The 25,179-nt window shown below is 50.6% G+C and carries 25 protein-coding genes and 5 tRNA genes; 6 read left to right on the top strand and 24 right to left on the bottom strand.

From position 1 onward, the window contains the following. Positions 1–50 precede the first annotated feature (50 nt). The gene (locus CBE73_RS19645) at positions 51–1,400 is read left to right on the top strand and encodes an Nramp family divalent metal transporter (protein WP_094095679.1); all 1,350 of its coding nucleotides are present in this window, start codon (positions 51–53) and stop codon (positions 1,398–1,400) included. 99 nt (positions 1,401–1,499) lie between these two features. On the opposite strand, the gene CBE73_RS19640 is transcribed toward CBE73_RS19645, so the two are convergent. Next, positions 1,500–1,582, bottom strand: a tRNA-Leu gene (locus CBE73_RS19640). Between the two features lie 73 nt (positions 1,583–1,655). Next, positions 1,656–2,036, bottom strand: a complete 381-nt coding sequence (locus CBE73_RS19635) for a helix-turn-helix domain-containing protein (RefSeq protein WP_094095678.1) — start codon at positions 2,034–2,036, stop codon at positions 1,656–1,658. Between the two features lie 239 nt (positions 2,037–2,275). Between CBE73_RS19635 and CBE73_RS19630 the strand changes: the two genes are divergently transcribed. After that, complete coding sequence (locus CBE73_RS19630; protein WP_094095677.1) at positions 2,276–2,911, top strand: PAS domain-containing protein; 636 nt, start codon at positions 2,276–2,278, stop codon at positions 2,909–2,911. Between the two features lie 237 nt (positions 2,912–3,148). Here the strand turns inward: CBE73_RS19630 and CBE73_RS19625 are convergent. Further along, positions 3,149–3,231 (bottom strand) — tRNA-Leu (locus CBE73_RS19625). Between the two features lie 3 nt (positions 3,232–3,234). Beyond that, a tRNA-Glu gene (locus tag CBE73_RS19620) sits at positions 3,235–3,309 on the bottom strand. A 229-nt stretch (positions 3,310–3,538) separates the two neighbouring features. On the opposite strand from CBE73_RS19620, the gene CBE73_RS19615 reads away from it, so the two are divergent. Both CBE73_RS19615 and CBE73_RS19610 read left to right on the top strand, forming a co-directional pair. After that, a complete protein-coding gene (locus tag CBE73_RS19615; protein WP_094095676.1) occupies positions 3,539–4,330 on the top strand; it encodes a DeoR/GlpR family DNA-binding transcription regulator in 792 nt (263 codons plus the stop codon). Next, positions 4,330–5,196, top strand: coding sequence for a Cof-type HAD-IIB family hydrolase (locus CBE73_RS19610; protein WP_094096428.1), 867 nt, complete (start codon positions 4,330–4,332; stop codon positions 5,194–5,196). The genes CBE73_RS19615 and CBE73_RS19610 overlap by 1 nt, the downstream gene beginning before the upstream one ends. Positions 5,197–5,256: 60 nt before the next feature. Here the strand turns inward: CBE73_RS19610 and CBE73_RS19605 are convergent. The 4 genes from CBE73_RS19605 to CBE73_RS19590 all read right to left on the bottom strand — a co-directional run bounded on the left by CBE73_RS19605 (position 5,257) and on the right by CBE73_RS19590 (position 6,328). Then, positions 5,257–5,345: transfer RNA gene (locus CBE73_RS19605), tRNA-Ser, on the bottom strand. 9 nt (positions 5,346–5,354) lie between these two features. Further along, positions 5,355–5,430 (bottom strand) — tRNA-Asn (locus tag CBE73_RS19600). A 49-nt stretch (positions 5,431–5,479) separates the two neighbouring features. Continuing rightward, complete coding sequence (locus tag CBE73_RS19595) at positions 5,480–5,695, bottom strand: hypothetical protein (RefSeq protein WP_094095675.1); 216 nt, start codon at positions 5,693–5,695, stop codon at positions 5,480–5,482. Positions 5,696–5,860: 165 nt separating this feature from the next. Then, positions 5,861–6,328 (bottom strand): SprT family protein, encoded by a 468-nt coding sequence (locus CBE73_RS19590; RefSeq protein WP_094095674.1) that lies wholly within the window; start codon positions 6,326–6,328, stop codon positions 5,861–5,863. A 152-nt stretch (positions 6,329–6,480) separates the two neighbouring features. On the opposite strand from CBE73_RS19590, the gene CBE73_RS19585 reads away from it, so the two are divergent. After that, complete coding sequence (locus tag CBE73_RS19585; RefSeq protein ID WP_094095673.1) at positions 6,481–6,849, top strand: hydrolase/acyltransferase; 369 nt, start codon at positions 6,481–6,483, stop codon at positions 6,847–6,849. Between the two features lie 113 nt (positions 6,850–6,962). Continuing rightward, positions 6,963–7,106: a cortex morphogenetic protein CmpA gene (gene cmpA, locus CBE73_RS19580; RefSeq protein WP_094095672.1), complete on the top strand. Its 144-nt coding sequence runs from the start codon at positions 6,963–6,965 to the stop codon at positions 7,104–7,106. A gap of 179 nt (positions 7,107–7,285) precedes the next feature. Here the strand turns inward: cmpA and CBE73_RS19575 are convergent, their stop codons facing one another. The 16 genes from CBE73_RS19575 to CBE73_RS19500 form a co-directional block, all read right to left on the bottom strand. Next, entirely contained in the window at positions 7,286–9,520 is a 2,235-nt protein-coding gene (locus CBE73_RS19575) for a Tex family protein (RefSeq protein ID WP_094095671.1), read from the bottom strand. Between the two features lie 268 nt (positions 9,521–9,788). Then, complete coding sequence (locus CBE73_RS19570; protein WP_068693953.1) at positions 9,789–10,139, bottom strand: type II toxin-antitoxin system PemK/MazF family toxin; 351 nt, start codon at positions 10,137–10,139, stop codon at positions 9,789–9,791. 3 nt (positions 10,140–10,142) lie between these two features. Next, a complete protein-coding gene (locus tag CBE73_RS19565; protein ID WP_068693951.1) occupies positions 10,143–10,424 on the bottom strand; it encodes a CopG family ribbon-helix-helix protein in 282 nt (93 codons plus the stop codon). 358 nt (positions 10,425–10,782) lie between these two features. After that, complete coding sequence (alr, locus tag CBE73_RS19560; protein WP_373286362.1) at positions 10,783–11,955, bottom strand: alanine racemase; 1,173 nt, start codon at positions 11,953–11,955, stop codon at positions 10,783–10,785. A gap of 213 nt (positions 11,956–12,168) precedes the next feature. Further along, a complete protein-coding gene (locus CBE73_RS19555) occupies positions 12,169–13,260 on the bottom strand; it encodes a DUF4367 domain-containing protein (protein WP_094095669.1) in 1,092 nt (363 codons plus the stop codon). Between the two features lie 161 nt (positions 13,261–13,421). Then, the gene (locus CBE73_RS19550; RefSeq protein WP_094095668.1) at positions 13,422–14,186 is read right to left on the bottom strand and encodes a ThuA domain-containing protein; all 765 of its coding nucleotides are present in this window, start codon (positions 14,184–14,186) and stop codon (positions 13,422–13,424) included. Positions 14,187–14,248: 62 nt separating this feature from the next. Continuing rightward, positions 14,249–15,247, bottom strand: coding sequence for a zinc-binding dehydrogenase (locus CBE73_RS19545; RefSeq protein ID WP_094095667.1), 999 nt, complete (start codon positions 15,245–15,247; stop codon positions 14,249–14,251). After that, positions 15,247–15,666, bottom strand: a complete 420-nt coding sequence (locus tag CBE73_RS19540) for a VOC family protein (protein WP_094095666.1) — start codon at positions 15,664–15,666, stop codon at positions 15,247–15,249. The genes CBE73_RS19545 and CBE73_RS19540 overlap by 1 nt, the downstream gene beginning before the upstream one ends. A 6-nt stretch (positions 15,667–15,672) precedes the next feature. Further along, complete coding sequence (locus CBE73_RS19535) at positions 15,673–16,539, bottom strand: carbohydrate ABC transporter permease (protein WP_094095665.1); 867 nt, start codon at positions 16,537–16,539, stop codon at positions 15,673–15,675. Further along, positions 16,529–17,476, bottom strand: coding sequence for a carbohydrate ABC transporter permease (locus CBE73_RS19530; protein ID WP_229752642.1), 948 nt, complete (start codon positions 17,474–17,476; stop codon positions 16,529–16,531). The genes CBE73_RS19535 and CBE73_RS19530 overlap by 11 nt, the downstream gene beginning before the upstream one ends. A gap of 84 nt (positions 17,477–17,560) precedes the next feature. Continuing rightward, the gene (locus tag CBE73_RS19525; protein WP_094095664.1) at positions 17,561–18,865 is read right to left on the bottom strand and encodes an ABC transporter substrate-binding protein; all 1,305 of its coding nucleotides are present in this window, start codon (positions 18,863–18,865) and stop codon (positions 17,561–17,563) included. 53 nt (positions 18,866–18,918) lie between these two features. Beyond that, on the bottom strand, positions 18,919–19,704 hold the full coding sequence (locus tag CBE73_RS19520) for a sugar phosphate isomerase/epimerase family protein (RefSeq protein WP_094095663.1): 786 nt from the start codon (positions 19,702–19,704) through the stop codon (positions 18,919–18,921). Next, on the bottom strand, positions 19,701–20,354 hold the full coding sequence (locus CBE73_RS19515; RefSeq protein WP_094095662.1) for a ThuA domain-containing protein: 654 nt from the start codon (positions 20,352–20,354) through the stop codon (positions 19,701–19,703). The genes CBE73_RS19520 and CBE73_RS19515 overlap by 4 nt, the downstream gene beginning before the upstream one ends. A gap of 12 nt (positions 20,355–20,366) precedes the next feature. Further along, positions 20,367–21,110 carry a 6-phosphogluconolactonase gene (locus tag CBE73_RS19510; protein WP_094095661.1) on the bottom strand — a complete coding sequence of 248 codons (744 nt, stop codon included), beginning with the start codon at positions 21,108–21,110 and terminating at the stop codon, positions 20,367–20,369. 18 nt (positions 21,111–21,128) lie between these two features. Next, complete coding sequence (locus CBE73_RS19505) at positions 21,129–22,097, bottom strand: ROK family protein (protein WP_094095660.1); 969 nt, start codon at positions 22,095–22,097, stop codon at positions 21,129–21,131. After that, positions 22,094–24,934 carry a glycoside hydrolase family 9 protein gene (locus CBE73_RS19500; protein WP_174704776.1) on the bottom strand — a complete coding sequence of 947 codons (2,841 nt, stop codon included), beginning with the start codon at positions 24,932–24,934 and terminating at the stop codon, positions 22,094–22,096. The genes CBE73_RS19505 and CBE73_RS19500 overlap by 4 nt, the downstream gene beginning before the upstream one ends. Positions 24,935–25,179: the final 245 nt, after the last annotated feature.

Below are 25,179 nucleotides of genomic sequence, written 5' to 3'. Positions count from 1 at the left end.
GATTACAATAATGATAACGAAAATTTTTATCAGGCAAAGGGTGATATTCCATGAGTGATGCTTACGAAAACGAAACTCCCCCTCTGAAAGGCTGGAGAGCGGCTCCCTCCAATCCTTCTTTGGCGGAATCGCACCGTTCGATGCATATACCTAAATCCGGTTCTTATTTCAAAAAATTTCTGGCCTTCGCCGGACCCGGCTACTTGGTTGCAGTCGGTTACATGGATCCGGGCAACTGGGCAACCGATATCGAAGGCGGATCAAGATTCGGCTACACGCTGCTCGCTGTCATCCTCTTGTCCAACCTGATGGCCATCCTGCTGCAGCACTTATCCGGCAAACTTGGAATTGCTACCGGACGGGATTTAGCCCAAGCCTGCCGGGATCACTATTCCAAACCGGTCTCGATAGCGCTTTGGCTGCTCTGCGAGCTGGCGATAGCGGCCTGTGACCTTGCCGAGGTTATCGGCTCGGCAATTGCGCTAAATTTATTATTTGGCATCCCGCTTCTATACGGCGTTCTTATTACCGCAGCTGATGTACTGATTATTTTACTGCTGCAGAATAAGGGCTTCCGGTCACTCGAAATCTTCGTTATCCTGCTGATTCTAACCATCGGGATCTGTTTTGGGGTTGATCTGTTCCTGGCCAAACCGGACATGGGCGGTGTTCTGCGGGGGTATGTCCCGCAAGCGGAAATTGTTACGAATCCTGCGATGCTTTACATTGCGGTCGGTATTTTAGGAGCAACGGTTATGCCTCATAACCTTTATTTACATTCCTCGATCGTTCAGACGAGAAAATTTGAGCGGACCGAACTTGGCAAACGGCAAGCGATCAAATATATGACCTGGGATTCCACAATTGCCTTGACTTTCGCACTTCTGATCAATTCTGCTATTCTAATCGTTTCGGCCGCTACGTTCCATGTGAATGGCATGACCAGTGTCGCAGAAATCGGCGATGCTTATCATCTGCTTACTCCAATCGTGGGAACAACGCTTGGCAGCATCATGTTTGCGGTTGCCCTGCTGGCATCGGGACAGAACTCCACGTTAACAGGAACGCTGGCAGGACAGATTGTAATGGAGGGTTTCGTCAACATTAGGCTGAAACCTTGGCTGCGCCGCCTGATCACCCGTTTGATCGCCATTATTCCCGCTGTTATTGTTACAGCGATGTATGGGGAAAGCGGCATTCAGGATCTGCTTGTCTTCAGTCAGGTCGTTCTTTCTCTGCAGCTGCCTTTTGCAGTTGTTCCGCTCGTGAAATTCACCTGCGACAAAACAAAGATGGGCAAGTTCGTAAACAAACGCTGGATTGCGATTCTGGCCTGGTTTATTACGGCCGTCATCATCGGCCTTAATGTCTTCCTTCTCATTCAAACTTTCAGTGGATAATGCTTATAGCAGCAGTAAGAAGACAATAAAAAAAGGTTTCTTCCGTTGCAGATCACTGCAGGGAAGAAACCTTTTTAAATGCCAACTTCAATTCAATTATGCGGTAGAGAGGACTCGAACCTCCACGGGCGTACGCCCACTACCCCCTCAAGATAGCGTGTCTGCCATTCCACCACTACCGCACGTTATTTTTGAAGCGAACATTAATATTATATATCTAGCGATTTAATAAGTAAAGCTTTTTCTACAAAAAAATCAGGATTCCCCGTCCTCATTGCGTCTGTTCCGCTGTTTCCGATATCGGGTGAACGCTATGTATTCACGGATGAACGCCTCTTCCTCAGGTGTAAGCTTAGCCGTTCGATCCTCTTCATCCAGGTGGGAATAATAATGGCTGTAGGACTCCGCTTGTTCCTTCACCGCAGAATTGAAAGCCCCTTTGCCAAGCATCAGCCAATCCAGACTTACATCAAAAAAAGCAGCGATTTCAATAAGTTTATTTGTACTCGGCGTGGATTTCCCCCGTTTCCAATCCCCGAGGTTTCCAGTACTGATTCCAAGCTTCTCGCAAAAGCTCTTTTTGGTCATTTTCTTCATCCGGATCAACAGATCGATCCGTTCATAAATGGAATGCATTCTGACTTCCTCCAATGTTTCAAACATAAATTGCGTAAATAAGTTATATTTTATTGTTAAATGACGTAATTACGTATATAATAGAACTACAGACAAGCTCCTGCTTGGGCTTCTTATTCCTATTTCACGGTTATAGATCTCGAGATTACAGTACTTATAGTTATGGTACTTTTAGTCATGGTACTTAAAGTTATAGTTCTAAATGTTGCAGCTTAAAGGACATAGTGAGGAGCGTTGGCGTGAACAATTATTTGCAATGGACAAATGCCGTCCATTCCCTGCGTTATGGTTTGGCGATCACGAACAGGGAAGGCTGCATCGTGGATTATAATGAATTCTGGACCCAGATCGCGCTGCAAAACAACGTTCCTTCCGATTTTAACTGGCACGGAGTGAACCTGCTTCAAATGGATGCGTTCAGGAGCGCTTACGGCGATCAACTAACCCGATATTGCCTCTCCAAGCTTGATGATTTACTTCAAGGCCTTGACTCATTTGAACCCGTTCAGTTTAATCATCACACTTCAGCAGGCGTTCAATGGCTAATGCTTGAAATCGCACCGCTTGCGGACCAAACCGGATATGTACAAGGACTGGTTATCAGTCTACACGATATATCGGCTCTCCATACCGAAACCGTCTCTTCTGACAGAGCGGAAGAAAAGCCGAATTTCCTTATGAGCCGTCTTCTGCCCATGTGTGCAGTCTGCAAAAGAATCCGAGACAGCCAGGACGACTGGCACTCGCTCGAAAGCTATTTAAAAAATCACCTGCATATTGAACTTACGCATGATATATGTACGGAATGCATGGGGCATCTATACCCTCAATATGCCGCCATTCTTGAGAAGAAGCAGCGGGAACAGGATATTTGAATTTTATCCGGCAAATGTTCTTCACACGATTTCCCAACATCTAAATAATTATAACATAATTTAACTTTCCGTATGAATCTCCTTCATGTACTGCAAGAGAACATGAATTATACTAGTATAGCTAGCTAGAAATGTAAAGTTTATGAAGCCTTGTTTTTACTGAAAATTTTCATAAAAGAAAAATAAAAAACGGCCTAAGGGAAGAGTTCCCCTGGGCCGTCTTTGCTTTGCTTATAATGCGGTAGAGAGGACTCGAACCTCCACGAGCGTACGCCCACTACCCCCTCAAGATAGCGTGTCTGCCATTCCACCACTACCGCATATGGTGACCCGTAGGGGATTCGAACCCCTGTTACCTCCGTGAAAGGGAGGTGTCTTAACCCCTTGACCAACGGGCCTTAATTTCTTTTAGTCGGAGCTTATCTTTCGCAGCGACAAGATTGAGTATATCAAAATTATGAGGTCGAAGCAATAACTTTTTTCAAATTTTTTATCATCCTTAGAAGATAAGCGATTTAGAACAACCAACGTTACCTTTGACTTAATATCACTTAAATATACGTATAATATTGCAACATTCATTACAAGAGCTTATAATACCTTATATAACAAGCGGAGGTAGAAGTGATGTACCAAGAAGAACGTATGCGCGCAATTATTGATTATCTGGAGGCCCATAAAAGAATTTCCGTTGAAGACATCTGCTCCCTCTTTGAAGTATCCCGGGATACCGCCCGCCGCGATCTGGTAAAGCTCGAGGAACAGCAGGCCATCATCCGGACACGCGGAGGCGCCCTGCTGCCAGCCGCTCCTTTTGAACGAATTCAGAACTACAATGAAAGACTGCTGTCCGTTTCGGAAGAAAAACAGCAGATCGGCCGGATAGCCGCAGGCCTCGTACGTCCGGGAGAACGAGTTATCCTCGATTCTTCCACGACGGTTCAAGCTTGTGCAGAAAGGTGGACGGCCGGCGATACCTATGTAATTACTAACTCCATTAACCAGGCTGACGTGCTGTCGTCCAAACCCAATGTTTCAGTTCATCTGTTGGGCGGACAGCTGCACAAAGAACACCGGTTTGTTTACGGGATATCCGTCGCCGAGACGCTTTCTCGCTATCGGGCAGATAAAGCCTTTATTGGAACTGGGGGCATTGCTGACGGAGGTTTGTTCGCCGTTTATGAAGAAGAAGGCCGAATTAAAGAACGCATGATGCAGCAAGCGTCCCAGGTTATTGTCCTGGCCGATCATTTCAAGTTTGGCAAAAGCAACTATTACCGCTTCGGCAGCTGGTCTGACGTCGATTTACTGATTACGGATCTGCTTCCTGAACCGGAGCTCCTAGAACAACTGCGGCAGCATGGCGTCGAGGTGCTGACTACCCAAGATTACGAGAAAAAGGAGTCTGAGGAACAATGATCAAGATGATTGCCGTCGATTTGGATGGAACCCTATTGAACTCGAACAGTCAGGTCAGTATGGAGAATGCGGAAGCCATTCAAGAGGCTCAAAGCCAAGGGGTATTGGTTACCATCGCTACGGGCCGAGCTTTCTATGATGCCAAGCAAATTTGCAGCCAGGCCGGCATTTCGACTCCGGTGATCGGGGCAAATGGAGCTACCTTGCATGACGCCGATGGTCAGCCGATTCACAGCATCCCGATAAACCGGGATAAAGCGATGGAGGTTTTGGCCTGGCTTGAAGCTAATCAATATTACTATGAAGCCATGACAGACCGAGGCATTTATACCCCGCAGAACGGCCATGAGCTGATGAGCATCGAAATGGACCGTGTGCTGAGCAGCAATCCTAATATGACTTTACAGTCTCTGCTTCACGCTTTGGAGAAACAGTATGAACAGCACGGACTTGCCCGTATCCCCTCTTACCGGCATGTTCCGGAGGAAGCTGAGATTTATAATATCCTCGGTTTTTCCTTTGAAGCAGAGAAATTAGAAGCCGGACGGAAACGGTATTTAGAGGACTCCGAGCTGACCATGGTTATTTCAGCCGATCATAACTTTGAAGTGGAGCATCCGCTGGCCTCGAAAGGCAGCGCCTTAATGCGTATGGCAGACATGCATCAAATTCCTTTGTCCGAAGTCATGGCGGTCGGCGACAGCTATAACGATATTTCGATGTTAAAAATCGCCGGAAGAAGCGTGGCCATGGGCAATGCTCATCAGCAGATCAAAGATCTGTGCAGCACGGTAACGTTAAGCAATCAGGATAACGGTGTCGCTCACGCTATACGTCAGGTCCTGGGGCACTCACTGAGCCTGTAACTTATAAATGTGTATGCAAAAAGAAGAGCCGCAGCTTATGCTGCAGCTCTTCTTCATCTACGGAGAGAGAGGGATTCGAACCCTCGCACCGCTTACGCAGTCTAACCCCTTAGCAGAGGGTCCCCTTATAGCCACTTGGGTATCTCTCCAAATAAAAATGGCTCCCCGAACAGGACTCGAACCTGTGACAACTCGATTAACAGTCGAGTGCTCTACCAACTGAGCTATCAGGGAACATTAATCAGTGAACGTAATTGAATATATCACAAAGCAACAAACCAAGTCAAGCGGTTTCAAGCATAAAAAAAGAATCCTCTCTTGAGCTTTCCAAGAGCCGATTCTTGTGTTTGCGGCTGCCCTGCTGCAGCATCTCTTGTTTGGTTTTGGTCATTCGAGTTCTTAAATCTGCCGAAGTAAACGGGCTTCGTCCCGTTACCGGATTCAGCTTGCCTTCTCGGATCCGTTTCTCACGAAATTTCTTCGCTGCGGATTTAGACATGTTGTTATTTCCCCCTCATAAAATTCTTAGACAGTTCTTATGCAGTTCTTATAAAGCAGTCAGGTCATTCGTCCTTCCTTCCCGTTCCTTCCCGATAAATGATCCTAAATCCATTATACCCTTTCTGCTCCCGTTTGGACCCACCAATGGACCAGGAAGCCCGCGTCAAGATGGCAGGGAAAATAACTTCAGCTTGCCTGCACATTTGCCGCAGCGGTACCGCTTAGCATCCACCTTGCGTTTGCGCGGATACTTCAGGCCGCAGCTCTGGCAGATCAGCTCATAGCGGTAAGGAAGCGTACGGCGCCCCTCTGCTCCCGGCAGGCTTTGGCAAAAGCGGCTGCCGCCTACCTTTTTCAAAAGGGTTTTAAAATCAGGGTCTTTATGCTGGTACCCCCGTCCAAGCAAATGAAGATGGTAATGGCACAGCTCGTGTTTGATGATCTTCTCCGTTTCCTCCAGGCCGTAATGCTTGAGCTGTTTGGGGTTGATTTCTATGTTATGGCTCTTCATAAAATATCGGCCTCCGGTAGAACGGAGCCTGGAATTAAACGTGGCCTGATGACGGAACTTCATGCCGAACCAGCGCAGCGAAATTTCTTCCACCCACGCCTGCAGCTCCGGGTCGTTCATGATCCCTTTTCCCTCCTCTAAATCGCCCGCTCCCCCTGCTCTTATCTATGCAAGATGGACAGACAAGGGCGGACAGGTTGTACTTGAATTTTAACTTCTCCTTACGATACACTGTCAAGTAGGAATGAATTACCGGAGGGAGAATTACCGCCATGCCGACCATGCGTTATTGTATTTTACAGCAAGAAACTGAACTTATCTTTGTCGAAATGCCTGCGGATTACGCTTACCAGCTCAGCGCTTTGATCCTGCGCCTGAACAAGGAAGTAGACAAGCTGACTGCGGACAATGTGCCTGCCCTTCCCCAAGCGGTAGCGGAATGCGACAGCCTTGACCTGCTTAGAGAGTCCGATCAAATTGCCGGCGGCCTGGATTATATCAACCGTCTTGAGCAATCCTTCTCGTCCATTCAGGAAACAAGCTATCCGCTGATTTCCCTGCTGACCGAAATCCGCGCCCTTCAGGCTCAGCTTGAGCAATGGTACGAAGAAGCGGCAGAAGAAAGCGAATCGCTGCTGTAAGTGGCCCCCACTTTGTGGGGCTTTTTTATTTGAAAGCTTATTTTGACGCGCACACTTTTGGGCCCTTCTCCATATAGATACCCTAACAGCGATTTACGGGGGAGGCGAACATCTTGCCGAAGTGGCTTTGCAATCAAATGATGAATGCTTTTTACAAAAAAGATCGGCGTCAGGTCAAACTGCTGAACGACTGCTGGTTCTTTTACCATAGCCGCAAGTCGGGACCGGGGTCATCCGAAGCGCTCAATGCCGAATAGCGGGTAAAGGACAATAACCACCATAACAAAAAGCCGCAAGTTCCTCTGCTGAGCAGACAGGAAATGCGGCTTTTTCAATGTGAAAGCTTGATTGTAGGCTTATTGTAGATCCGAATCGTAAAGCCCTATGTCAGCACTTGGCCGAGAAATCAGGATTCAGTCATTCAGAAAAGCCATATTCACTGAGCGTTTGCAGCGCTGCTGCCGCCCGGAGAGCGCATTGTAAGGCCCACGCGGCCTTTCTTCTCATCCACGTTCAGCACCCAGACAGTCACGTTATCGCCAACGGATACAACGTCCATCGGATGTTTGACGTATCCGCTGCTGAGCTGGGAGATATGCACGAGGCCGTCGTTTTTGACGCCGATGTCGACAAAGGCGCCAAAGTCGATGACGTTGCGAACGGTCCCTTGAAGCTCCATGCCCGGCACCAGATCCTCCAGCTTGAGCACATCTTTGCGGAAAATCGGAGCCGGCAGCTCTTCACGCGGGTCGCGGCCCGGACGGACCAGGCTGTCCACAATGTCGCGCAGCGTCGGCGCGCCGACTTCCAGCTTGACAGCCAGCTCTTCCACATTGACCGCCGCGAGACGATCGGCCAGCTCTTTGGTGCCCAGCTGATCGATACCGAGTCCCAGCTCGGTAAACAGTCGGTTCACCACGTCATAGGATTCCGGGTGAATCGGCGTGTAGTCGAGCGGATTCTCCCCGCCGCCAATCCGCATGAAACCTACGCACTGCTCGAACGTTTTGGCGCCGAGACGCGGCACCTTCTGTAGCATTTTACGGCTGGTGAATTTGCCGTTCTCCTCGCGGAATTTCACGATGTTCTTCGCAATCGTTGCATTCACGCCGGATACATAGGACAGCAGCGCCGAAGAAGCGGTATTCACATCAACGCCGACATGGTTAACGGCCGATTCCACGACCACCTTCAGGCTTTCGTCCAGATGCTTCTGGGACACGTCATGCTGGTATTGGCCAACTCCGATCGCCTTCGGCTCGATCTTGACCAGCTCCGCCAGCGGATCCTGCAGGCGGCGCGCAATCGACGCTGCGCTGCGCTCGGCGACGTCCAGCTCCGGGAACTCCTCCTGCGCCAGCTTGGAGGCGGAATACACGCTCGCGCCAGCCTCGTTGACGATCAGGTAAGCCAGCTCGTCCTGCTTGCGCTCGGCGATCACTTCCGCGACGAACTGCTCCGTTTCGCGTGAAGCGGTGCCGTTGCCGATGGCGATCAGATTGATGCCGTACCGGTCAATCAATTCGTGGAATTTGGCAGCGGCTTCTTTCTTTTTGTTGTTCGGAGGAGTCGGATACGTCACGGCCACCTCCAGCAGCTTGCCGGTGTCGTCAACTACGGCCAGCTTGCAGCCCGTCCGATAGGCCGGATCGACGCCTAACACAGTTTTGCCCTTCACCGGCGGCTGCAGCAGCAGGCTGCGCAGGTTGGCGGAGAAGATCGAAATCGCCTGCGCTTCGGCTTTCTCGGTCAGCTCGCCCCGCAGCTCGCGTTCAATCGAAGACGCGATCAGCCGTTTATAAGCGTCCTCAATGGCCGTCTGCAGCAAAGCAGCGGTCGCCGAGCTGCCCTTCATGATTTGCTTCGTCATGAAGGCATGAACCGGCTCTGCCTGCACCTCAAGACCGATCTTCAAGACGTTCTCCCGTTCGCCGCGGTTGATCGCCAGAATACGGTGCGGCGGCATCTTTTTGGCCAGCTCACGGTAGTTATAGTACATTTCATAAACGGATTCCTGCTCCGCATCCTTCGCTTCCGATACAATCAGAGCATGATCCATCGTATAGCGGCGGATCCACGCCCGGATCTTCGCCTCATCGGCAAACTGCTCGGCCAGAATATCCATCGCGCCCTGCAGCGCTTCTTCTGCGGTGGCTACACCTTTATCAGCATCGATGTAAGCAGCCGCCTGTGCTGCAGGATCTCCTTTGGCCGGCTGGGACAGCAGCCATTCAGCCAGAGGCTCAAGCCCTTTCTCCTTCGCGACGCTCGCCCGCGTCTTCCGCTTCTGGCGGAACGGACGGTATAAATCTTCGACCTCCTGCAGCTTCACTGCCTGGCGGATCGATTCGGCCAGCTCTTTGGTCAGCTTGCCCTGCTCGTCGATGATACGGATGACTTCACGTTTACGCTCTGCGAGGCCGCGCAAGTATTGGTTTCTTTCTTCAATGCTGTGCAGCTGGTTCTCGTCCAGCTCACCCGTCATTTCCTTGCGGTAGCGGGCAATAAACGGAATCGTGTTGCCTTCGTCCAGCAATGAAATCGTGGTACGGACCTGCTTAAGCGTCAGGTTAAGTTCCTTGGAGACCTGGCGGATAATCTGCTCCTGCTCCTCTGCTTTCGCCTGTTCCGAAGGCGCCGCAGCTTGTACATTTATATCCTGTTCTGACAATGGATAATTCCCTCTCTTCTTTACAATTCCTGTCTTCTAATGCGGCGGGCTGCTAAGAACCGCTTTTCCTGCAGCAGTCTACAACACAAACAGCCTATCTTAAAACCGCGTACCCTTCCATTATTGCAAAATTCCCGAAAAAACAAAAGGCACTCCGCCAACCGGCGGAGCGCCCCCTTACATATTCTCCATAATCCATAATACATCTCACTCAAACCATACATCTCACTCAAAGCAAGCAGTCTAACTCAAAATCAATCCGTCTCAACTAAAAATCAATTAAACCCAGACTGATCAGAAGGGAGTCATCTACCTTCTTCATCGTTTCCTCGTCCAGGTGCGTGATTTTGTCCGTCAGCCGCTGCTTGTCGATCGTCCGGATCTGCTCCAGCAAAATGACGGAATCACGGTCAAAGCCGTGAGCTTCAGCGTCAATTTCCACATGGGTCGGCAGCTTCGCCTTCTGGATTTGGGCCGTGATGGCCGCCACAATGGCAGTCGGACTAAAACGGTTCCCGATATCGTTCTGGATGATCAGCACCGGTCTGACCCCACCCTGCTCGGAACCGACCACAGGAGAGAGATCTGCGAAAAAAACGTCGCCGCGCTTTACAATCAATGTCTACACCCCGCTTACCAGGCGGTCAAGGGTGCTGTCTGCATCTTCCTCTGCGTGAAACGCCTCAGCAGCCATGGTCAAATTAATTTTGGCCATTTCCATATACCCCCGCTGCATAGAATCCCGAATGAACCGCTTCTTGCGTTCGTTCAAATACAGCTTCATGGCCTGTCTGATAAGCTCACTGCGATTGGAATTCTCCAGCCGGGCAATTCCGTCCACTTCCTGAAGAAGATGATCCGGCAAACTGATCATGATCCTTTTGGTACTGTGCATATTTGCCAACTGATTTCCACCCCCACAAAACCTTTCGAACCATTCCTTAAAAATAGTATATCGCTATTCAAGGAAATATATACAAAGGAATATATGCTTCCCGTATATCAAGTATGCTGCATCCATTATAAACTAGAACCTATTTGGCGTATATACCTGAAGGCTTATTTCAATATATTAGTTATATACTTAGTATACGCCTCCGTCTTATACGCAGAACAAATCCGTTTATTCCGCTCTTCAACAAGCAGGATGCTGCCCTTTTTATAATCATTCGGGATGTCTTCAGCAGATTCCTTCAAAGTTCGATAAAAGTTTTGCTTGACGAATGAATCCTCCGTCCTGTCCCGTCTCCAGCTTGCCAGGATTAGAACAGCGGGTTAACGATTTCGTCCTGGCGCCCGGTCTTCTTGTAAAACCGGGGCACCCGGTGGGCAATCATGCAGATCACCTCATAGTGGATCGTTCCCAGCCAGGAAGCCAGCTCATCCGCGGAGATTTCTCCGCCCTGCTGCCGGCCGATCAGAACAGCCTCCTCACCGACTTGAATTTGTTCTCCGTTGTCCTTGAAGTCTTGCAGAGATACCATACACTGATCCATACAGATGGTTCCAACCACTGGAACGCGGCGCCCGCGTATCAGGACATGCGCTTTGCCGCCAAGCATCCGGGAGTATCCGTCGGCATAACCTACAGGCAGAGTGCCGATGATTTCCCAATCTTGCGTTTCGTATCTTTTCCCATAGCTGACTCCCCAGCCCGGCGGCAGTTCTTTAACATATGACAATCTGGTTTTGAGCGAAAGTACCGGTATCAGCTTCACGTTCTGGTGATGAACCTCATCCGACGGGTACAGTCCGTAAATCGCAATCCCGACCCGTACCATATCAAAGGAAAGTTCCGGCAGATCGATCGCTGTGGCGCTGTTGCCCGTATGTATGATAGGCACCTTGATCTGAAGTTCCTTCAGCGCGTCCGTAACGTCCTGAAACCTTCTGTATTGTTCAAGTGTATAAGATTTGTCTTCTTCATCTGCTGTTGAGAAATGGGTAAACAGTCCTTCGACCTCCAAGCCCGGAACAGAAACCGCCTTTTGCACAAACGCCGGCGCCTCATCCGGCAGCAAACCGATGCGCCCCATCCCTGTGTCCACTTTAATGTGGACTTTCAGCTTGGCTGCTGAAGCTGCAGGCTCAAGTCTGCTTGCGGCTTCCAGCACCTCATCATCAAAGAGGCAGATCGTGATGTCATGCTCCAAAGCTGTACGCACGCCTTCAGGGGGCGTATAACCCAGAACCAGGATAGGCATCGTAATGCCTGCTGCGCGCAATTCGAGCGCCTCATCCAGAAAAGCCACACTTATGTAGTCCGCCTTCAGGCGCTGCATTTCTATCGCAACATGTACGGCGCCGTGCCCATAAGCGTTAGCTTTTACGCAGATCAGCAGTTTCATCCCTTCCGGCAGGGATTGTCTGAGTGCCAGATAATTGGATTCCAAAGCATCCAGATCAATTTCTGCAGCAGTCGGTCGATAATTCACTTGCACAAAGGTCACCTTCTTTAACAATGTAAGCCCATGAAGCCTTAGATCCATCCTAATGTTCCGTCTGCCCACTGTCAAATCGATAGGTTTCCTTTGAGAAAAAGAGCACCGTTACCGTGTACAGCCCTAACGTTCCGTAAAACAGACAAGGCGGATGGCCGGGCTGGTGGGTATTATGCCCAAAACCAGCCTTTGATCCGCCTTGCTTTATTATTTACCCGTTTGATCCTGCATAGAAGCGGCGATTTTGATCATCTCGTTCACCGGGAGATCCGCGCTTGTAATTTGGAAATCCAGTCCGTCCTGGGTCCAGGTCAACGTCTGCAGATCATCTCCGGAGAGCTGCCCGAACGTGAAACCCATGTCGATCAAATCTCCTTTCTGCAGGGAGACGGCTCGGTCAAGGGAACGGGATTCCAGAATCGTATATTGATATTCCCCGTCGTATTGCACCATTACCGAGCTGCGGTCGGCATTATCCAGCACCTGAGTCGATTTCTCTTCGGCACCGTCCGGAATATAAGTAGGAAGAATAACGCCAAACGATTCATTGAGAGCCGGCAGGCTCGCCGCGCCGCCGCCCTCCGCTGCCGTGTCAGCGCTTGCCGGTTTCTCGATCAGCTGGCCGTTCTCATCCACTTCCAGCATGGTCCCTTGGGAATCCTGGCTGGCCGTGTTGAGATTCTGCTGCATATCAAAGTCCTTCTTATCAAATTTCTTGCCGAACTCGAACTGATCAAACTTCACTTCCACCACGACCTGGGCGGAGGAATCGGATACCTGCACCTGCTGCGGTTTGTAGCCGTCTTTGCTCAGCCAAATCTTCTGACGAACCAACGATTGGGTATTGTAGTTGGCAGCCACTTCAAAGACATAACTGTCCTTGTCGTTTACAAACTGGCGGGTATTGTCGGACAAAATACTGCGAACAAGCGTCTGGTACAAATAAACCTGTCCCTGATTATCCGGCCAATCGCTTTGGAAACGGAAGCTTTTGTTGAGGCTCGGCGTCAGCACATAAACGCCCTGGTCATTGCGCAGCACGATTTGAGTGATGTCTTTCTGAGCATTGGTTAAAGCGATCCGGTAATAAGACGGGTTCATATACCACACCTGTACTTTGTACATCTGAGGCGTTTCGCCGGTATGTAACGTCATAACCCCCGAACCTTCATAACTTTCCAGCTTGCCTAAAGACTGGTTTAAATCCTTGACGACGCCTGCCGCATCTTTCTTCCCGCATCCGGCCAGCAAGGCAGAGAAGCACACCACGATGGCTAAGATCAACGTGATACGACGCATGTTATTATCATCCCCTTCGGCACATTGTTTTCCCAATCTGATAACATGTCTATGAGGGAACTTGGCCAATTATGCAGACTAGCATGACAAGCAATCGATAACGCAAAAAACCGCAGCTGAAAGCTGCGGCCAAACTCTCATTATAAAGCCCTACTACTTACCTACATCCGATGCGACAGATCTTCCCTTGCTTCCCCAGACAAATGGCCTTCCCCGGAATGAACTTTAGCTCCGCCGGCAGGAGCCAAAAAGCGGACTGCGTTGCGGAGGACGCGGCGGATCTCCGACTGATGATAAATAGGAAACTCTTCATGACCGGGCGTAAAGCCAAAAATTTTCCCGCGTCCACGCTCGAACAGCGTCCCGCTCCGGCACACCTCCCCTCCTTCCCACCACGCGATAAACAGCAGCTTATCCGGTTCAGGAATCAGCATGGGCTCTCCGTACATCTCGTCCTGTGGAATTTCGATAAAGTCCCCTAGCCCTTCGCAGATAGGATGACCGGGAGCGACGACCCATAACCGCTCCTTTTCCCCTTTGGGCATCGTCCGGAAACGCCCCCATTCCCCCGCCTCGTATTCGATGCCCAGCATCCGCTGCCATGGCTTAGAGAAGCTTGCGGAATGAAGGGCGATAAATCCCATACCGTCCCTGACGACCCGCCTGCAAACCTCATTCGCGACCGTATCGTCCAGAAGATGATTGTCAATATGGCTCCACCATATGAGTACGTCCGTACACTCCAATACTTCGTTTGTAAGCCCATGACTGGGCATATCCTGCGTAGCAATGGTAATCTGAAAACCCGGTTCCTCAGCAAAAGCTGCGGCAATCGCGGCATGTATGCCATCCGGATAAACACTTTTGACCGGCTCGTACCGGTCTTGATGATGTTCACAAAACACGGTAATCCGAATATCGTTCATCGGTATTCTCCTCCTAACCGATCTGGCTAATCTCCGATAAAATGTGCTTCACCCCGCTGTTTTCAATAAGCCCGCCAGTCAAACATGACGCAATTCGCCTTATGCTGAAGCTCACCATCGCCGATTTCCCGATAAACCTCGGGACAGTCGGAAGGATCCACGACGGCAGCGATATCGTCCATGCGCAGCTTGCCTTCGGCAATCCACTGCAGCGATTTTTCCAGGCAGCGGTAGTGGCTTTCCGGTAAAAAATCCCCCGATCTGCGAGGCAAGGTCCATTCCCAGCCGGAATGAACGTGAAGGAAACCGTAAAAGATTTTTAGCAACAGTCTATGGCCATCCTCGTCTGTCGTTTTCCGCCAAGGGACTCCAACCAGAAACAAATGCCCTCCATGGCGAATTTTGTCTGCACAGCCGTAAATAGCCGATTCGTCTCCGCTGCAGTCGAAAGCCGCCCCAAATTTACCGGTCAGTTCGGCCGGAATCTCGTCCACACCAGATACAGCGTGCAAAATGCCATTTAACCGTGCATTGTCTCTGCGCCGCCGGACCGGATCCACGGACCAAACGTCATAGCCAAAGTTTTGAAGCACCTGGGCACACATCAGCCCTACAAGTCCCAGCCCCATAACCAATACGGGCTCCGTTGGACTCACAGGCATTTGCACAATGGAACTCAGGGAAACGGCAGGAAACCGGCAGTAGACAGCTTTCTCAGGGGGAAGTCCAGCTGGGACCGGCAAAATATCCTCCTCGTGAACCCTGTTGTATAGATGATGGGGCGTACCTGCAAAAAACAAATCCCCTTTCTGTACCTTCGTCACACCCGGTCCGATCTCAAGGACTTCCAGAATGGCAGCATATCCAGTCACCTGCGGATAGGCCATGTTGTCGTTATAATCCATGTATCCGCCACGTTCTGATCCAGTTGAAATCAAAGAAACCACCGTTTTACCTAATATCTCTCCCGGAAGCAGAGGCCGATCCTCGAATGCCTCGGAAATAAACTGCGCATCCTGCTTCCGAACAAACCTCACGCATCGGTTCATGGTTTCGACCATTAAGGCGCCTCCTCTACTTCCTGGATAAATTCGATTTCCTCGCCGTCAAATCCGATGACATAGGCAAAATACATATAAACGGGTTTCGGCTTGGCCTCCAGAATATCAGCAAAGGTTGGGGCAAGCTTGGGTTTCCCCCCAGCTGCAATAGCTCGCCGGTAGCTCGCCTCGATATCGTCCGTGCGCAATGCGACATGCAGCCAGCGGCCAAGGGCCGGCGTATCTTCCTCCCCGCCTTCGAACACCTCGATACAGGAGCCATCTCCCATGTCCATCATATAAACCCTTTTATCTCTTCCCCAAATATGCTTAATTGTAAATCCAAGGCCCTCCTCATAAAACTTCACCGTTTCCTCAAAATGATAAGAAGTCATTCCAATATGATGAAGACTCGGCAGACTGCGGTTTTGCTGCTGCACAGACGATCACCCTTTCACGGCTCCGGCTACGGAGTTGATATAATTTTTCTGGAAGAACACAAACACAATGATGATCGGCACAATCGAAATAATCGTCGCCGCTGCAATGTAACCGAATTGGAAGTTAAACGTTCCTCCGAGATAGTTCAAAGCAGCGGCAATCGGATATTTGTCCGGGTTCAGCACAATAATTGGCCATAGGAAGTTGTTCCATTTATTAATGAAATCAAAAATGACAACTGTTGAAATAGCGGGCAGGATTTGCGGCGCCATAATTTTGTACCAGATTTTAAATTCCGAAGCCCCGTCGATTCGCGATGCTTCCATGACTTCGGTCGACACGGAGAAATAAGCCTGGCGAAACAAAATGATGCTGAACACAGCTATCGAACCCGGCAGGATCACCGCCCAGTAGCTGCCCATCAGCCCAAGAGCTCCCACTGTAATATAGTTAACAATGAGTCCGGCTGCAGCCGGAAGGATTTGTGTTGCCAGCAATGCGCCGGTGATGATCTTTTTGCCGTAAAAATCGAATTTAGCCAGCGGGTACGCACAAAGTGACGCCAGCACGACATCCAGCAAGATCCCCAAGACCGTCATGACGAACGTGTTCCATATATAGATCGGCAGGTCCAAAAACTCCACGACACCCACGTAGTTGCTAAAGGTCGGATGCTTGGGAAACAGAGACATCTCATAGATGTTTTCATTTCCTTTAAAAGAGGTGCTGAGCATCCACAGAAACGGGCCTGCGCAAAGCACAGCCACCAAGATCAGAATGAGATACAGCAGCGTTTTCTTGAGCGTACCGTTCCCATTGCGGCTTCTGCCGGAGGAATAGACGTCCGGAGAACTGCTCCCGCTATTCGCCATAACTCATGCCCCCTTTTCTGCCATAAAAGAAAATGACCAAGCTGAATGCCGTAGTTACCAAGCTCATTATCAGTCCAGCAGCAGCGGAATAGCCGAATTCGAAAGTCCCGAATGCTTTGTTGTAAGTATATAAGTTCATGACCATCGTGGCTTTGTCCGGTCCTCCTTTGGTCATAGCAAACACGATATCAAAGACACCCAAAGCCGAGAGCACGCTGAAAAGGCTGCAGAACCAGATATAAGGCTTCAGCATCGGCAGGGTAACGCGAAAAAATACGGTAACTTTGCCCGCCCCGTCGATCATGGCCGCCTCCTGCATTTCTTCAGGCACCGATTGCAGTCCGGCCAGATAAAGCATCATATAATAACCAAGCCCCTGCCAGATCGTAACAAACATAAGCGAAACAAGTGCGTAACGGGTGTCTGCCAGGAAATAAATCGGCTGGCTGATGATACCGCTGTCCAGCAGCAAACTGTTAATGATGCCGTCCTGATTAAAAATAAAACTCCACATGATGGAGATCGCAATCATGGAGGTCACCACCGGAATATAAAACAGCACCCGGAAAAACGTAATCCCTCTCAGTTTTGTATTAACAACGACGGCCAGAAAAATAGATAGAATTTGTAATACGGGCACACAGGCTACAAATAAAGCCGAATTTTTCATCGCCGTCCAGAATTCCGGATCTCCAAAAGCCCGTTTGAAATTATCCACTCCGACAAAGCTGGTGTCTCCGATGGCCGAATAGTCGGTAAAGGCCAGCGGTATGCTGTAAATGATCGGGTAAAACACAAAAAGCACCAATAGGGTCAAAGCAGGAGCCATAAAGGCGTAGGCCATCAGGCTGGTTTTCATTTTTTTACTCAATTTCCTGCGTTTTTCCGGAACAACACCTGCGCCCGGCTCCTTAACAACGGCACCTATGCCCGCCATGTCATTCATCTCCTCCGTAAAAAGAATCCCGGCAGGCTGACTCTTAAAAGCTTCCCGCCGGGTCTTCATAATGGCTAATGACGCTTACTTGAGAAGCTCGTTCACCTTCGCTTCCGTCTCGTTCAGGACAGTTTTCGGATCTTTGTTCGCCTGCATGATGGATTCGAACATGCCATTTACCGTGGACACGACTTCACTTTCCTTCTCTACGCCAAGGCCAAGGTCAAAGCTGACTGCGGCAGCTTTAGCGGCTTCGGCGCGTGCCTTGCCTTCAAGGCTTTCCGTATCAGAGGTGAAGAAAGGATCTTTGGCGGTATCTTTAGTTGTAGGCATGATGGCTGCCAGCTTATCAAAAGCGAGCTGGTTTTTATCGTTAGACAGGAAGTTCGCGAACAAGATAGCTTCTTCATGATGTTTGGATGCCGTTGGAATAGCCAGGCTTTGCAGCGCCCCCTGGGCAATACCAGCTGTGCCGAGTAAAGGAGGGGCCACGTTTGTTTTGCTAACAGAATCAGGAGCTTCGTTTTGGATCCGCGTCACAGTTTGCGCACCAAGGCTGATTTCAGCCAGTTTATCCTGCGCATACAATTTGATCATGTTATCCCAGTTGTTCCAGTCCGTTCTCGGTATCCAACCTTCCTTGACTCCTTGCTGCAGCCGTGTTAAAAGATCGACGGCTTCCGGAGTATTAAAAGCGGCAGCGGTTTTATCGGCATTTAGAATCTGAATGCCGTTGCTGAAGAGCACTTGACACATTTCATTAGGGAAATACAGATATGCCCCCGTTGTTTCCTTCATCGTTTTCGCCATCTCAAACATTTCATTGTAATCTACAGGAGGATGATCCAGTCCAGCCTTTTTGAACAACTCCATGTTATAGGTGGTGATTGGAGGAGTTACATACCACGGGAAGCCGTACAACGCCCCTCCGACTTCATTGGATTTGCTCAAGCTTTCCTGGTAGATGGAAAGCTGTTCAGGCGTCGCTTCCTGTTTGAGATCAACGAGCGCCCCTTTGCCGGCCATGCCCAGCAGCAAGGTGGTCCAGATATTCACAACGTCCGGAGCCTTGCTGCCCGCTATTTGCGCTACAAGCTTTTGCTGCATCGCATCGTAAGGCAAATCCGTCCATTTGACGGTAATCCAGTCATATTGGGATTCAAAATCTTTAATGACACCGTTTATATAATCCGTAAAGGTCGGCTGCAAAGACAAAGTCCAGAACTCGAGCGTAACGGGTTCTTTTTTCTCTGGAGCCGAAGAATCACCTGAATTGGAAGCGTTTGCTGAATTGGATGCAGTCCCTCCTCCGGAATTCGAACCGCCGCAAGCTGTCAAAGCTAAACAAAGAGCAAAAATCAGAATGCATGCCACCGTTTTCTTGACCATTTAAAATCCCCCCTGTTAATAGTAAACATCAGACCCGTCCGGATGCTTCAAAACTAAGGTGTGTCAAACAGATGCAGCTCAAGACTTTGCAAATCCTGCCGGGCGACGGTAAATTTGTTTCCCCGGCTGACCGCTTCGTTTTCAATAGCCAAATAACGGCAGCCCCCGGCGCGGCATACCCGCACAATGGACGGCCAATCGTTCAAGTCACCAACGGCCGAGATTCCCGCTTCAGTACCCGAAATAGAACTAAAGGGCTTGCAGTGAACGGTTTCCAGCCTTCCCGCCGCCTGCTTTATGGCCAGAACTGGGTCAGCACCTCCTTCCAGGCAGTTCCCGGTATCCAGTTCCAGAAAGATGGACGGCTTTGTCGATTCCAACAAAATGTCCCAAGGCGTCACATCTTCAAAACGATCTTCAAATTCGTGGGCATGAGTATGATAGCCAAGCCTCATGCCTTCTCCCTCAAGCAAACCGGCAATCCGATTCATATCCCCTGCATGCTTCTCCCAAACGGCGGCACTATTCTCCTCAGCCGTATGTCCAATATTCCAGGGGCCGCCAAGACAGGGAATGACGATATTGGGATTCCCCAGCTCCTGATGATAGCGGATGGTCTCCCGAATCAATTCCGGCTGAAGCAGCTTCCACTCCACATGCCAGCCGCAAAGCTCCAGATCATTCCTCGCCAGCAGTTCCTTTAACTTAACTGCCGGCCACTTGGTCTCCCCATAAAATTCAACGGCTTGATACCCTATCTCCCGGACCGTTCGAAGCGTATGCTCCAGGTCGTTTTGCAGTTCGTCATAAACCGTGTATAACGCAAGAGCCAGGTTCACCGTTCTCCCTCCCTGATCTTACCGGTTAACCAGCGGATCGCATTGCCGGTCAGCTTCAGCATCTCTGGATCGTTTTGCATTTCCAGCGTGTGCCCCTGACTGATGCCAGCCACACGTCCCTCACCATAGTCATGGCACCAGACGCTGACTGACGTCAGATGGACGGAGGTGGCACAGGCGAGAAGCCGGGTACGGGTCACGTCCACCTGACAGAAATAATGCTCATCGTTCTGCCGGAACTCACCGACGCCTTCTGTAATCGGATGGGAAACTCCCAGCAGAGGGGAAACAGTAACATCACTTTGTTCCGGATGATGCACAAACCGTCCGGAGTTCAGCTCCCGATAAAACGGACTGCCCTCGTCAATGAGCACAAGTCCCGCATGGTAGAACAAAATGCCCATACCGCCGCGCACTTTGTCCACGATTAGCGATTGCTCCGCGAAACTTAAATCCGTTTCTCCCTCCGGACGGCCGTTTGTAAACAAGACAGTCAAATCCGGCGGCGTGACAAACTCCAGAAGATCGCGTGCCCGCTCGGTCTTGCGGATGTCCCACTCGCTCGGATCAAACAGTTTTTCCACGGCGGTGATCAGCACTTCTTTGGGGTGGTAAACATCGTTCCAAATGATCAACGCGTTTTTCTTCATCTTTGTCGCCTCCTAGGCCTTAAGCCGATCGATGATCTTGGACGCAGCTGCAGCGTCCAGCAGCACTTCACAGTTCGGGTGAAGCTGTACTACCGAAGCAGGCATATCCGTATTAACAGGACCGAACAAGGCCTGTTCAATGATGTCCGCCTTATGCGCTCCCTTGGCCACCAGTACCAGATGACGGGCATGCATGATGTTTTTGATGCCCAGCGTCAGTCCGCCAAGCGGGTAATCTGGTCCTACCCCTGTTTCCCGACGCACCCTGGCTTCAAAAATCGGGTCCATCGGCGAAACCCAGGTCGTGCTTTCAAACGGCGTACCCGGCTGGTTAATCCCGATGTGGCCATTGAAGCCAATGCCGAGCATCTGTAAATCCACGCCCCCCCTCTCGGCCAGCCTTTGATCAAAAATGCGGCATTCCCGCTCAAAATCATCGGACATCGTCGGCGGCATGATGAAATGATCCTCAGGAATGTTCAGTGGTTTGACGAGCTGTTCGTAAATCATCGTATAGCAGCTGCCCGGATAACTCCGATCAAGATTGGTCAGCTCATCCACGTTAAATATTGTTACTTTCGATACATCAAACGGATACTGCCTGTAAATGTCTGAGACGACCCTGTGCATGCCTCCGGTCGTTTGCCCGGTAGACAAACCGATTACGGCGTCCGGCTTTTTCAGCATTTGACTGATAATCCGCCACGCGGCAGCTGTGTCAAAGGCCTGTTCGTCCTGTTCAATGGTAATTCGCATAAAAAATCCTCCGTTTGCTTAAGATTGTGCGCCTAGGCCTACCGCCGCCGCTCCTATAAGTCCTGCCGCCGCCGGGTCCAGATCCGAGAGCACCACGCCATGGCGTACGGAGTCCATTACCGGCAGTTTAAGACGCTTCGGCAGCTCTCTTCTCATCCATGCGCTGCCGGCCACACCGCCGCCAAGCACAACCCGTTCGGGATTGCTGACACGAACCAGGTTGAGAATCAGTTCGGCCGCAGCGTCTGCTGCATCGATGGCAATTTTAACGGCCAGCGGATCATCGGCTTCAGCATAAGTGAATATTTCCTCTGCGCTGACAAAACCATGGGCAGCCAAGTTGAGCAGCGGGGAATCTGGATGTCTCTGCCCCAGCAGCCGCAGCCGCCGGTCCATGCCGCCGCCGGATGCAAGGGCTTCAGCGCAGCCGAAACGGCCGCATGGGCAAGGCGTCCCTCCTGAATAATCCACTGTCATGTGCCCCACTTCGCCGGAATCGTTCTGCCAGCCGCGGAGCAGCCGCCCTTCAGCTATGATTCCGGCTCCAATCCCCGTGCCTATATTTAAATAGATAAAATCTGATATTCCCTGACCAGCGCCAAACCTCTGCTCTGCCAAAGCAGCAGCCTTAACGTCATTTTCAACCCGGCAGGGGTAACCGTAGCGCCGCTCAAGCAGCTCAGCCAGCCGGATCTCCTCTTTCCGTCCAGGATCTATCATCAGCCAACGCCCTTGATTCGCCTCCACCAATCCGATAAGGCCAACCCCCATCGCCGCAGGTTTTCCGCCTACTAAACCGGATGTTTTCAGATAATCATCCAGGGAAGCCATCATAAGTTCGGTTGCCTGCCGCTGCGTCAGCATCCCGGACGGATAACGTTTGGAATGAAGAATCCTACCCTTGCTGTCCACCTCACCGATCAACAGCTTAGTACCACCGAGGTCCAGTGCCAATAAAGTTTCCCCTTCTGAAGCAGGAGGCATCATCCAAGCACGACCTCCTTATCCGTCAGAAGCTCGAGCGCCTCTCGAAGATCCCCTCCCGGCACCGCCAATGCAAGCCACGGGCGGTCTCCGTTCAGAACATTCGCCTTCAGCTCCACCGTTTCGCCGGGGGCTACTGTAACCGGGCCAAGGGGCTCCAGATTTGCCGTCCGGAACGTAAATTCTACGTCTTCCTTACCGCTAACGGATAGTTGAATGCTCGCGAGACCATTCTCTTCCCGGATCGTCGCTTCATAATCCGTGAATCCGTTCTTCAGTTCATACTCCCGTCCGCCGATCAATGTCATCCGCTTGGTCATCCCCTGCCAGCGGAAGCGGTAGTCACCGCTTGGCAGGCTTAACCGGAATTCTCCCGTTCGAGGTTTTGTTCTGACCGAAGTCACCTCGCCGGTAGCCAGGCACTCTACTTCAAGCAGCGTCTCCGGTGCGTCCGAGAGCCAACCGTACAGGATAGCCGGGCGGTTGATCCGGCTCGCCAGCAGCAGATAACGGATGCTGGGGTGCACCCACATCTCCCGGTACACGGCATTGTTCGTTTGAGGCCAGTACGGGTAATCCTCATCACGATAGCTTTGAATGCCGACGCAGATCGATCCGCTGATCGGTCCCGGCAAACATACATACTGCTGGGCGTAGTTGTAACCTTCGCCTAGCATCAGTGACTGGCCAAAGGGATTTTTGCCCACCGTCCACTCCAATTGATGCAAGGCCAATTGCATTAACGCTGCATCGCCCCGGATATCCGCCCCAAACACCGCTGCGTTTCCGCCGGCCAGCACCAGGCCATTGTTGCCCCTGTAGCTGAACCAGGTAGGAAAACGGCGAAGATAATAGCCTTGGCCCAGCTTCACACCATTTCGGACCTGCTGACGGTACTCGGCCAGCATGCCCGGATGGGCGAATGCCTGCTGGTTTAAGAACAGCTCAGCGTCTAGATCCGCCTCGTCCTCATGATAAATGGAGGCCGGGCTCATGAAATACGGAGCCGTGCTGCGCGTTGCCGTTTTGTAATATTCAGTGTAAAGAACAATTGAATGGTACCAATCCATCCATTCAGGATGTTCCGGAAACAAGCGGCAGAGCCGGCCAAGCGCCATGATGGGCTCATGCTCGTGGGAGCGGTGATTATAGTGCTGAATTTGCTTTTTCTCCTCATCCCGGTAAAAGAAACCCGTCAACGGCACTTCCCAATCGGGATATTCCGTCTGCTGGCAGCCCATGACCCGCCGCGCGATTTCAACCGCTTTCTCTCTGTAATAATCGGCGCCGGTTATTTCGTAGATATGGCACGCAGCCAGAACCCCTGCGCTGTAAAGGAGGATCGGCGAGGAAACACGGGCTGGGTCCATAGATTCCGTATATTCTTCAAAATCCAGCTTATCGTACGCGAAATCAAAATCTTCCTGGGCAACCTGTCTCAAATGCATGCTTTGAGCCGGATCAATGCTTTCGAGCACTTGTGCAGCCAGTGCCTCAGCGGCTGCAGCCATGAAATTCTCGATGGCCAGGTTTTGCGCTTCGCTGTCGAGTTGATCACAAGCGCCGATAATATGTCCGGTCCAGACCGACCCGCCGCTGCCCATCGCCCGGTATCCGTCACCAAAGCGTGTGCGAAGCATATAATCCAGTCCCCATTTTCCTTCTTCGACCAGACGTTCGAACAGAGGGACGTTGTTTCGCTGCTCCAGCGCCGCATGAAAAAAGGAGTAGACCGCTTCCGCGGTGTTCGTCAAATTCTGGGACATATCAGCCGCGTCATGCCAGCCTCCGTTTGCTACAACACTTTTGCCCTCGTGATGGTTCAGTACGTTGCCGTGGCAGTATTTATGTACTCCAGGCACCTCGTACCCACATCTTTCACAGAAAAACAAGTTGATGGTCTTCCAGATCGAATCCTCCCAAACGTCCTGGGCGATCGGGAAGGTCCGCGTAGTTTGCTCGCCGCAAACGATCAGGTAACGGCCCTCCCTGCTGACTTCGGAAAAATCAAGAATAGAAAAGGCTCCCTGTCCGTTTTCCTCCTTCACCACCTGCTTCTCCAATACAACCCGGCCGGTATCCACATCGATCAGCTTGAAGTGATCCGCTAGACCTGCGCCGCCTATTGCCGTTTTTAAAGCACCTGGCTGATAACCAGATCCGCAAATCACAAGACTTCCCTCAGCCGGTTCCCAGCCGCTCCATTTGGCTGTTCGTTCCACCTTCTCCAGCCTTAAATCACCGATATAAAAGCAGGAGCGGCTGACCGCTTCACTTTCGTTACCGATAATGTCATAGCCTATTTTCAGAGCAGTTACCTTATCTCTTGCGATATGCGGAATCTCGACGCTGACTTTGTTCCATTCGTGATTTTTAAGATTGATGTTATGGCAGCCCTCCCTGTTGTATCGATCCGGTACAGGCTCCTCTCCTTCGTTAATCAGCTGCAAATGCAGACTGACGAATTTAAACCCCGGCATCTCCGGACGGACACAAAGGGAAATCCGGTTGTATGCCGTCCAGTCTTCGTGATCGAAATGCCTGGTGATGTAGGGAGTGGCGTAAATCCGGGCATAGCTTTCTGTCCAATGATCCAGGCGGGTCGGCGTGGAGAACTGCAAGGTCTTTTTCTCGTCCAACAGATGTTTATCGTTTAACGATAATGATGCAAGCTCATCGGCCGTCCAGGCCTCCAGATTCTCCAATCCATCGAGCTCTTTGCTTTGGAGGACGGGTGTGTTCTCCAGAATCCTTTCAAAATACTCCGTTTCATCCAAAAACAGCGGACGATGAATCATTTTGCTGTCTTCAAGCTGTTTGCCGAACAAAAGATTTGTCATAGCTGTTTTCTCCATTTCGGTTGTATTCCTTGTTAAATCATTAGCTCTATGTTAAATGTGTATCGATACACACATAATATAACAACGCAATTATTAGACGTCAACAAGAAAATTTAAAGAGAAAAAAATAAAATAATCCAAATAAATCCATGTATAACAAAGAATTTATTACATTTTTGCAGAAAACAAAAAAAGTCTGAAAGGGGACGTAAGGCTCAATCCCTTTCAGACTTCTGCTGAAAATA

This window comes from Paenibacillus physcomitrellae, assembly GCF_002240225.1.
Taxonomy (GTDB): Bacteria; Bacillota; Bacilli; order Paenibacillales; family Paenibacillaceae; genus Fontibacillus; species Fontibacillus physcomitrellae.
Note: the sequence above shows the minus strand (reverse complement) of the source record. Positions and strands in the feature narration are given on the sequence as shown.

Coding starts and splice junctions, on each gene's coding strand:
- CBE73_RS19595 (WP_094095675.1), bottom strand. CDS start 5,695: ATGTCTAAATCCGCAGCGAAGAAATTTCGTGAGAAACGGATCCGAGAA.
- CBE73_RS19645 (WP_094095679.1), top strand. CDS start 51: ATGAGTGATGCTTACGAAAACGAAACTCCCCCTCTGAAAGGCTGGAGA.
- CBE73_RS19545 (WP_094095667.1), bottom strand. CDS start 15,247: ATGGTCGAAACCATGAACCGATGCGTGAGGTTTGTTCGGAAGCAGGAT.
- CBE73_RS19510 (WP_094095661.1), bottom strand. CDS start 21,110: ATGCGAATTACCATTGAACAGGACGAACAGGCCTTTGACACAGCTGCC.
- CBE73_RS19590 (WP_094095674.1), bottom strand. CDS start 6,328: ATGAACGACCCGGAGCTGCAGGCGTGGGTGGAAGAAATTTCGCTGCGC.
- CBE73_RS19535 (WP_094095665.1), bottom strand. CDS start 16,539: ATGGCGAATAGCGGGAGCAGTTCTCCGGACGTCTATTCCTCCGGCAGA.
- CBE73_RS19530 (WP_229752642.1), bottom strand. CDS start 17,476: ATGGCGGGCATAGGTGCCGTTGTTAAGGAGCCGGGCGCAGGTGTTGTT.
- CBE73_RS19555 (WP_094095669.1), bottom strand. CDS start 13,260: ATGCGTCGTATCACGTTGATCTTAGCCATCGTGGTGTGCTTCTCTGCC.
- CBE73_RS19525 (WP_094095664.1), bottom strand. CDS start 18,865: ATGGTCAAGAAAACGGTGGCATGCATTCTGATTTTTGCTCTTTGTTTA.
- CBE73_RS19635 (WP_094095678.1), bottom strand. CDS start 2,036: ATGCATTCCATTTATGAACGGATCGATCTGTTGATCCGGATGAAGAAA.
- CBE73_RS19585 (WP_094095673.1), top strand. CDS start 6,481: ATGCCGACCATGCGTTATTGTATTTTACAGCAAGAAACTGAACTTATC.
- CBE73_RS19515 (WP_094095662.1), bottom strand. CDS start 20,354: ATGAAGAAAAACGCGTTGATCATTTGGAACGATGTTTACCACCCCAAA.
- CBE73_RS19500 (WP_174704776.1), bottom strand. CDS start 24,934: ATGACAAATCTTTTGTTCGGCAAACAGCTTGAAGACAGCAAAATGATT.
- CBE73_RS19615 (WP_094095676.1), top strand. CDS start 3,539: ATGTACCAAGAAGAACGTATGCGCGCAATTATTGATTATCTGGAGGCC.
- CBE73_RS19550 (WP_094095668.1), bottom strand. CDS start 14,186: ATGAACGATATTCGGATTACCGTGTTTTGTGAACATCATCAAGACCGG.
- CBE73_RS19505 (WP_094095660.1), bottom strand. CDS start 22,097: ATGATGCCTCCTGCTTCAGAAGGGGAAACTTTATTGGCACTGGACCTC.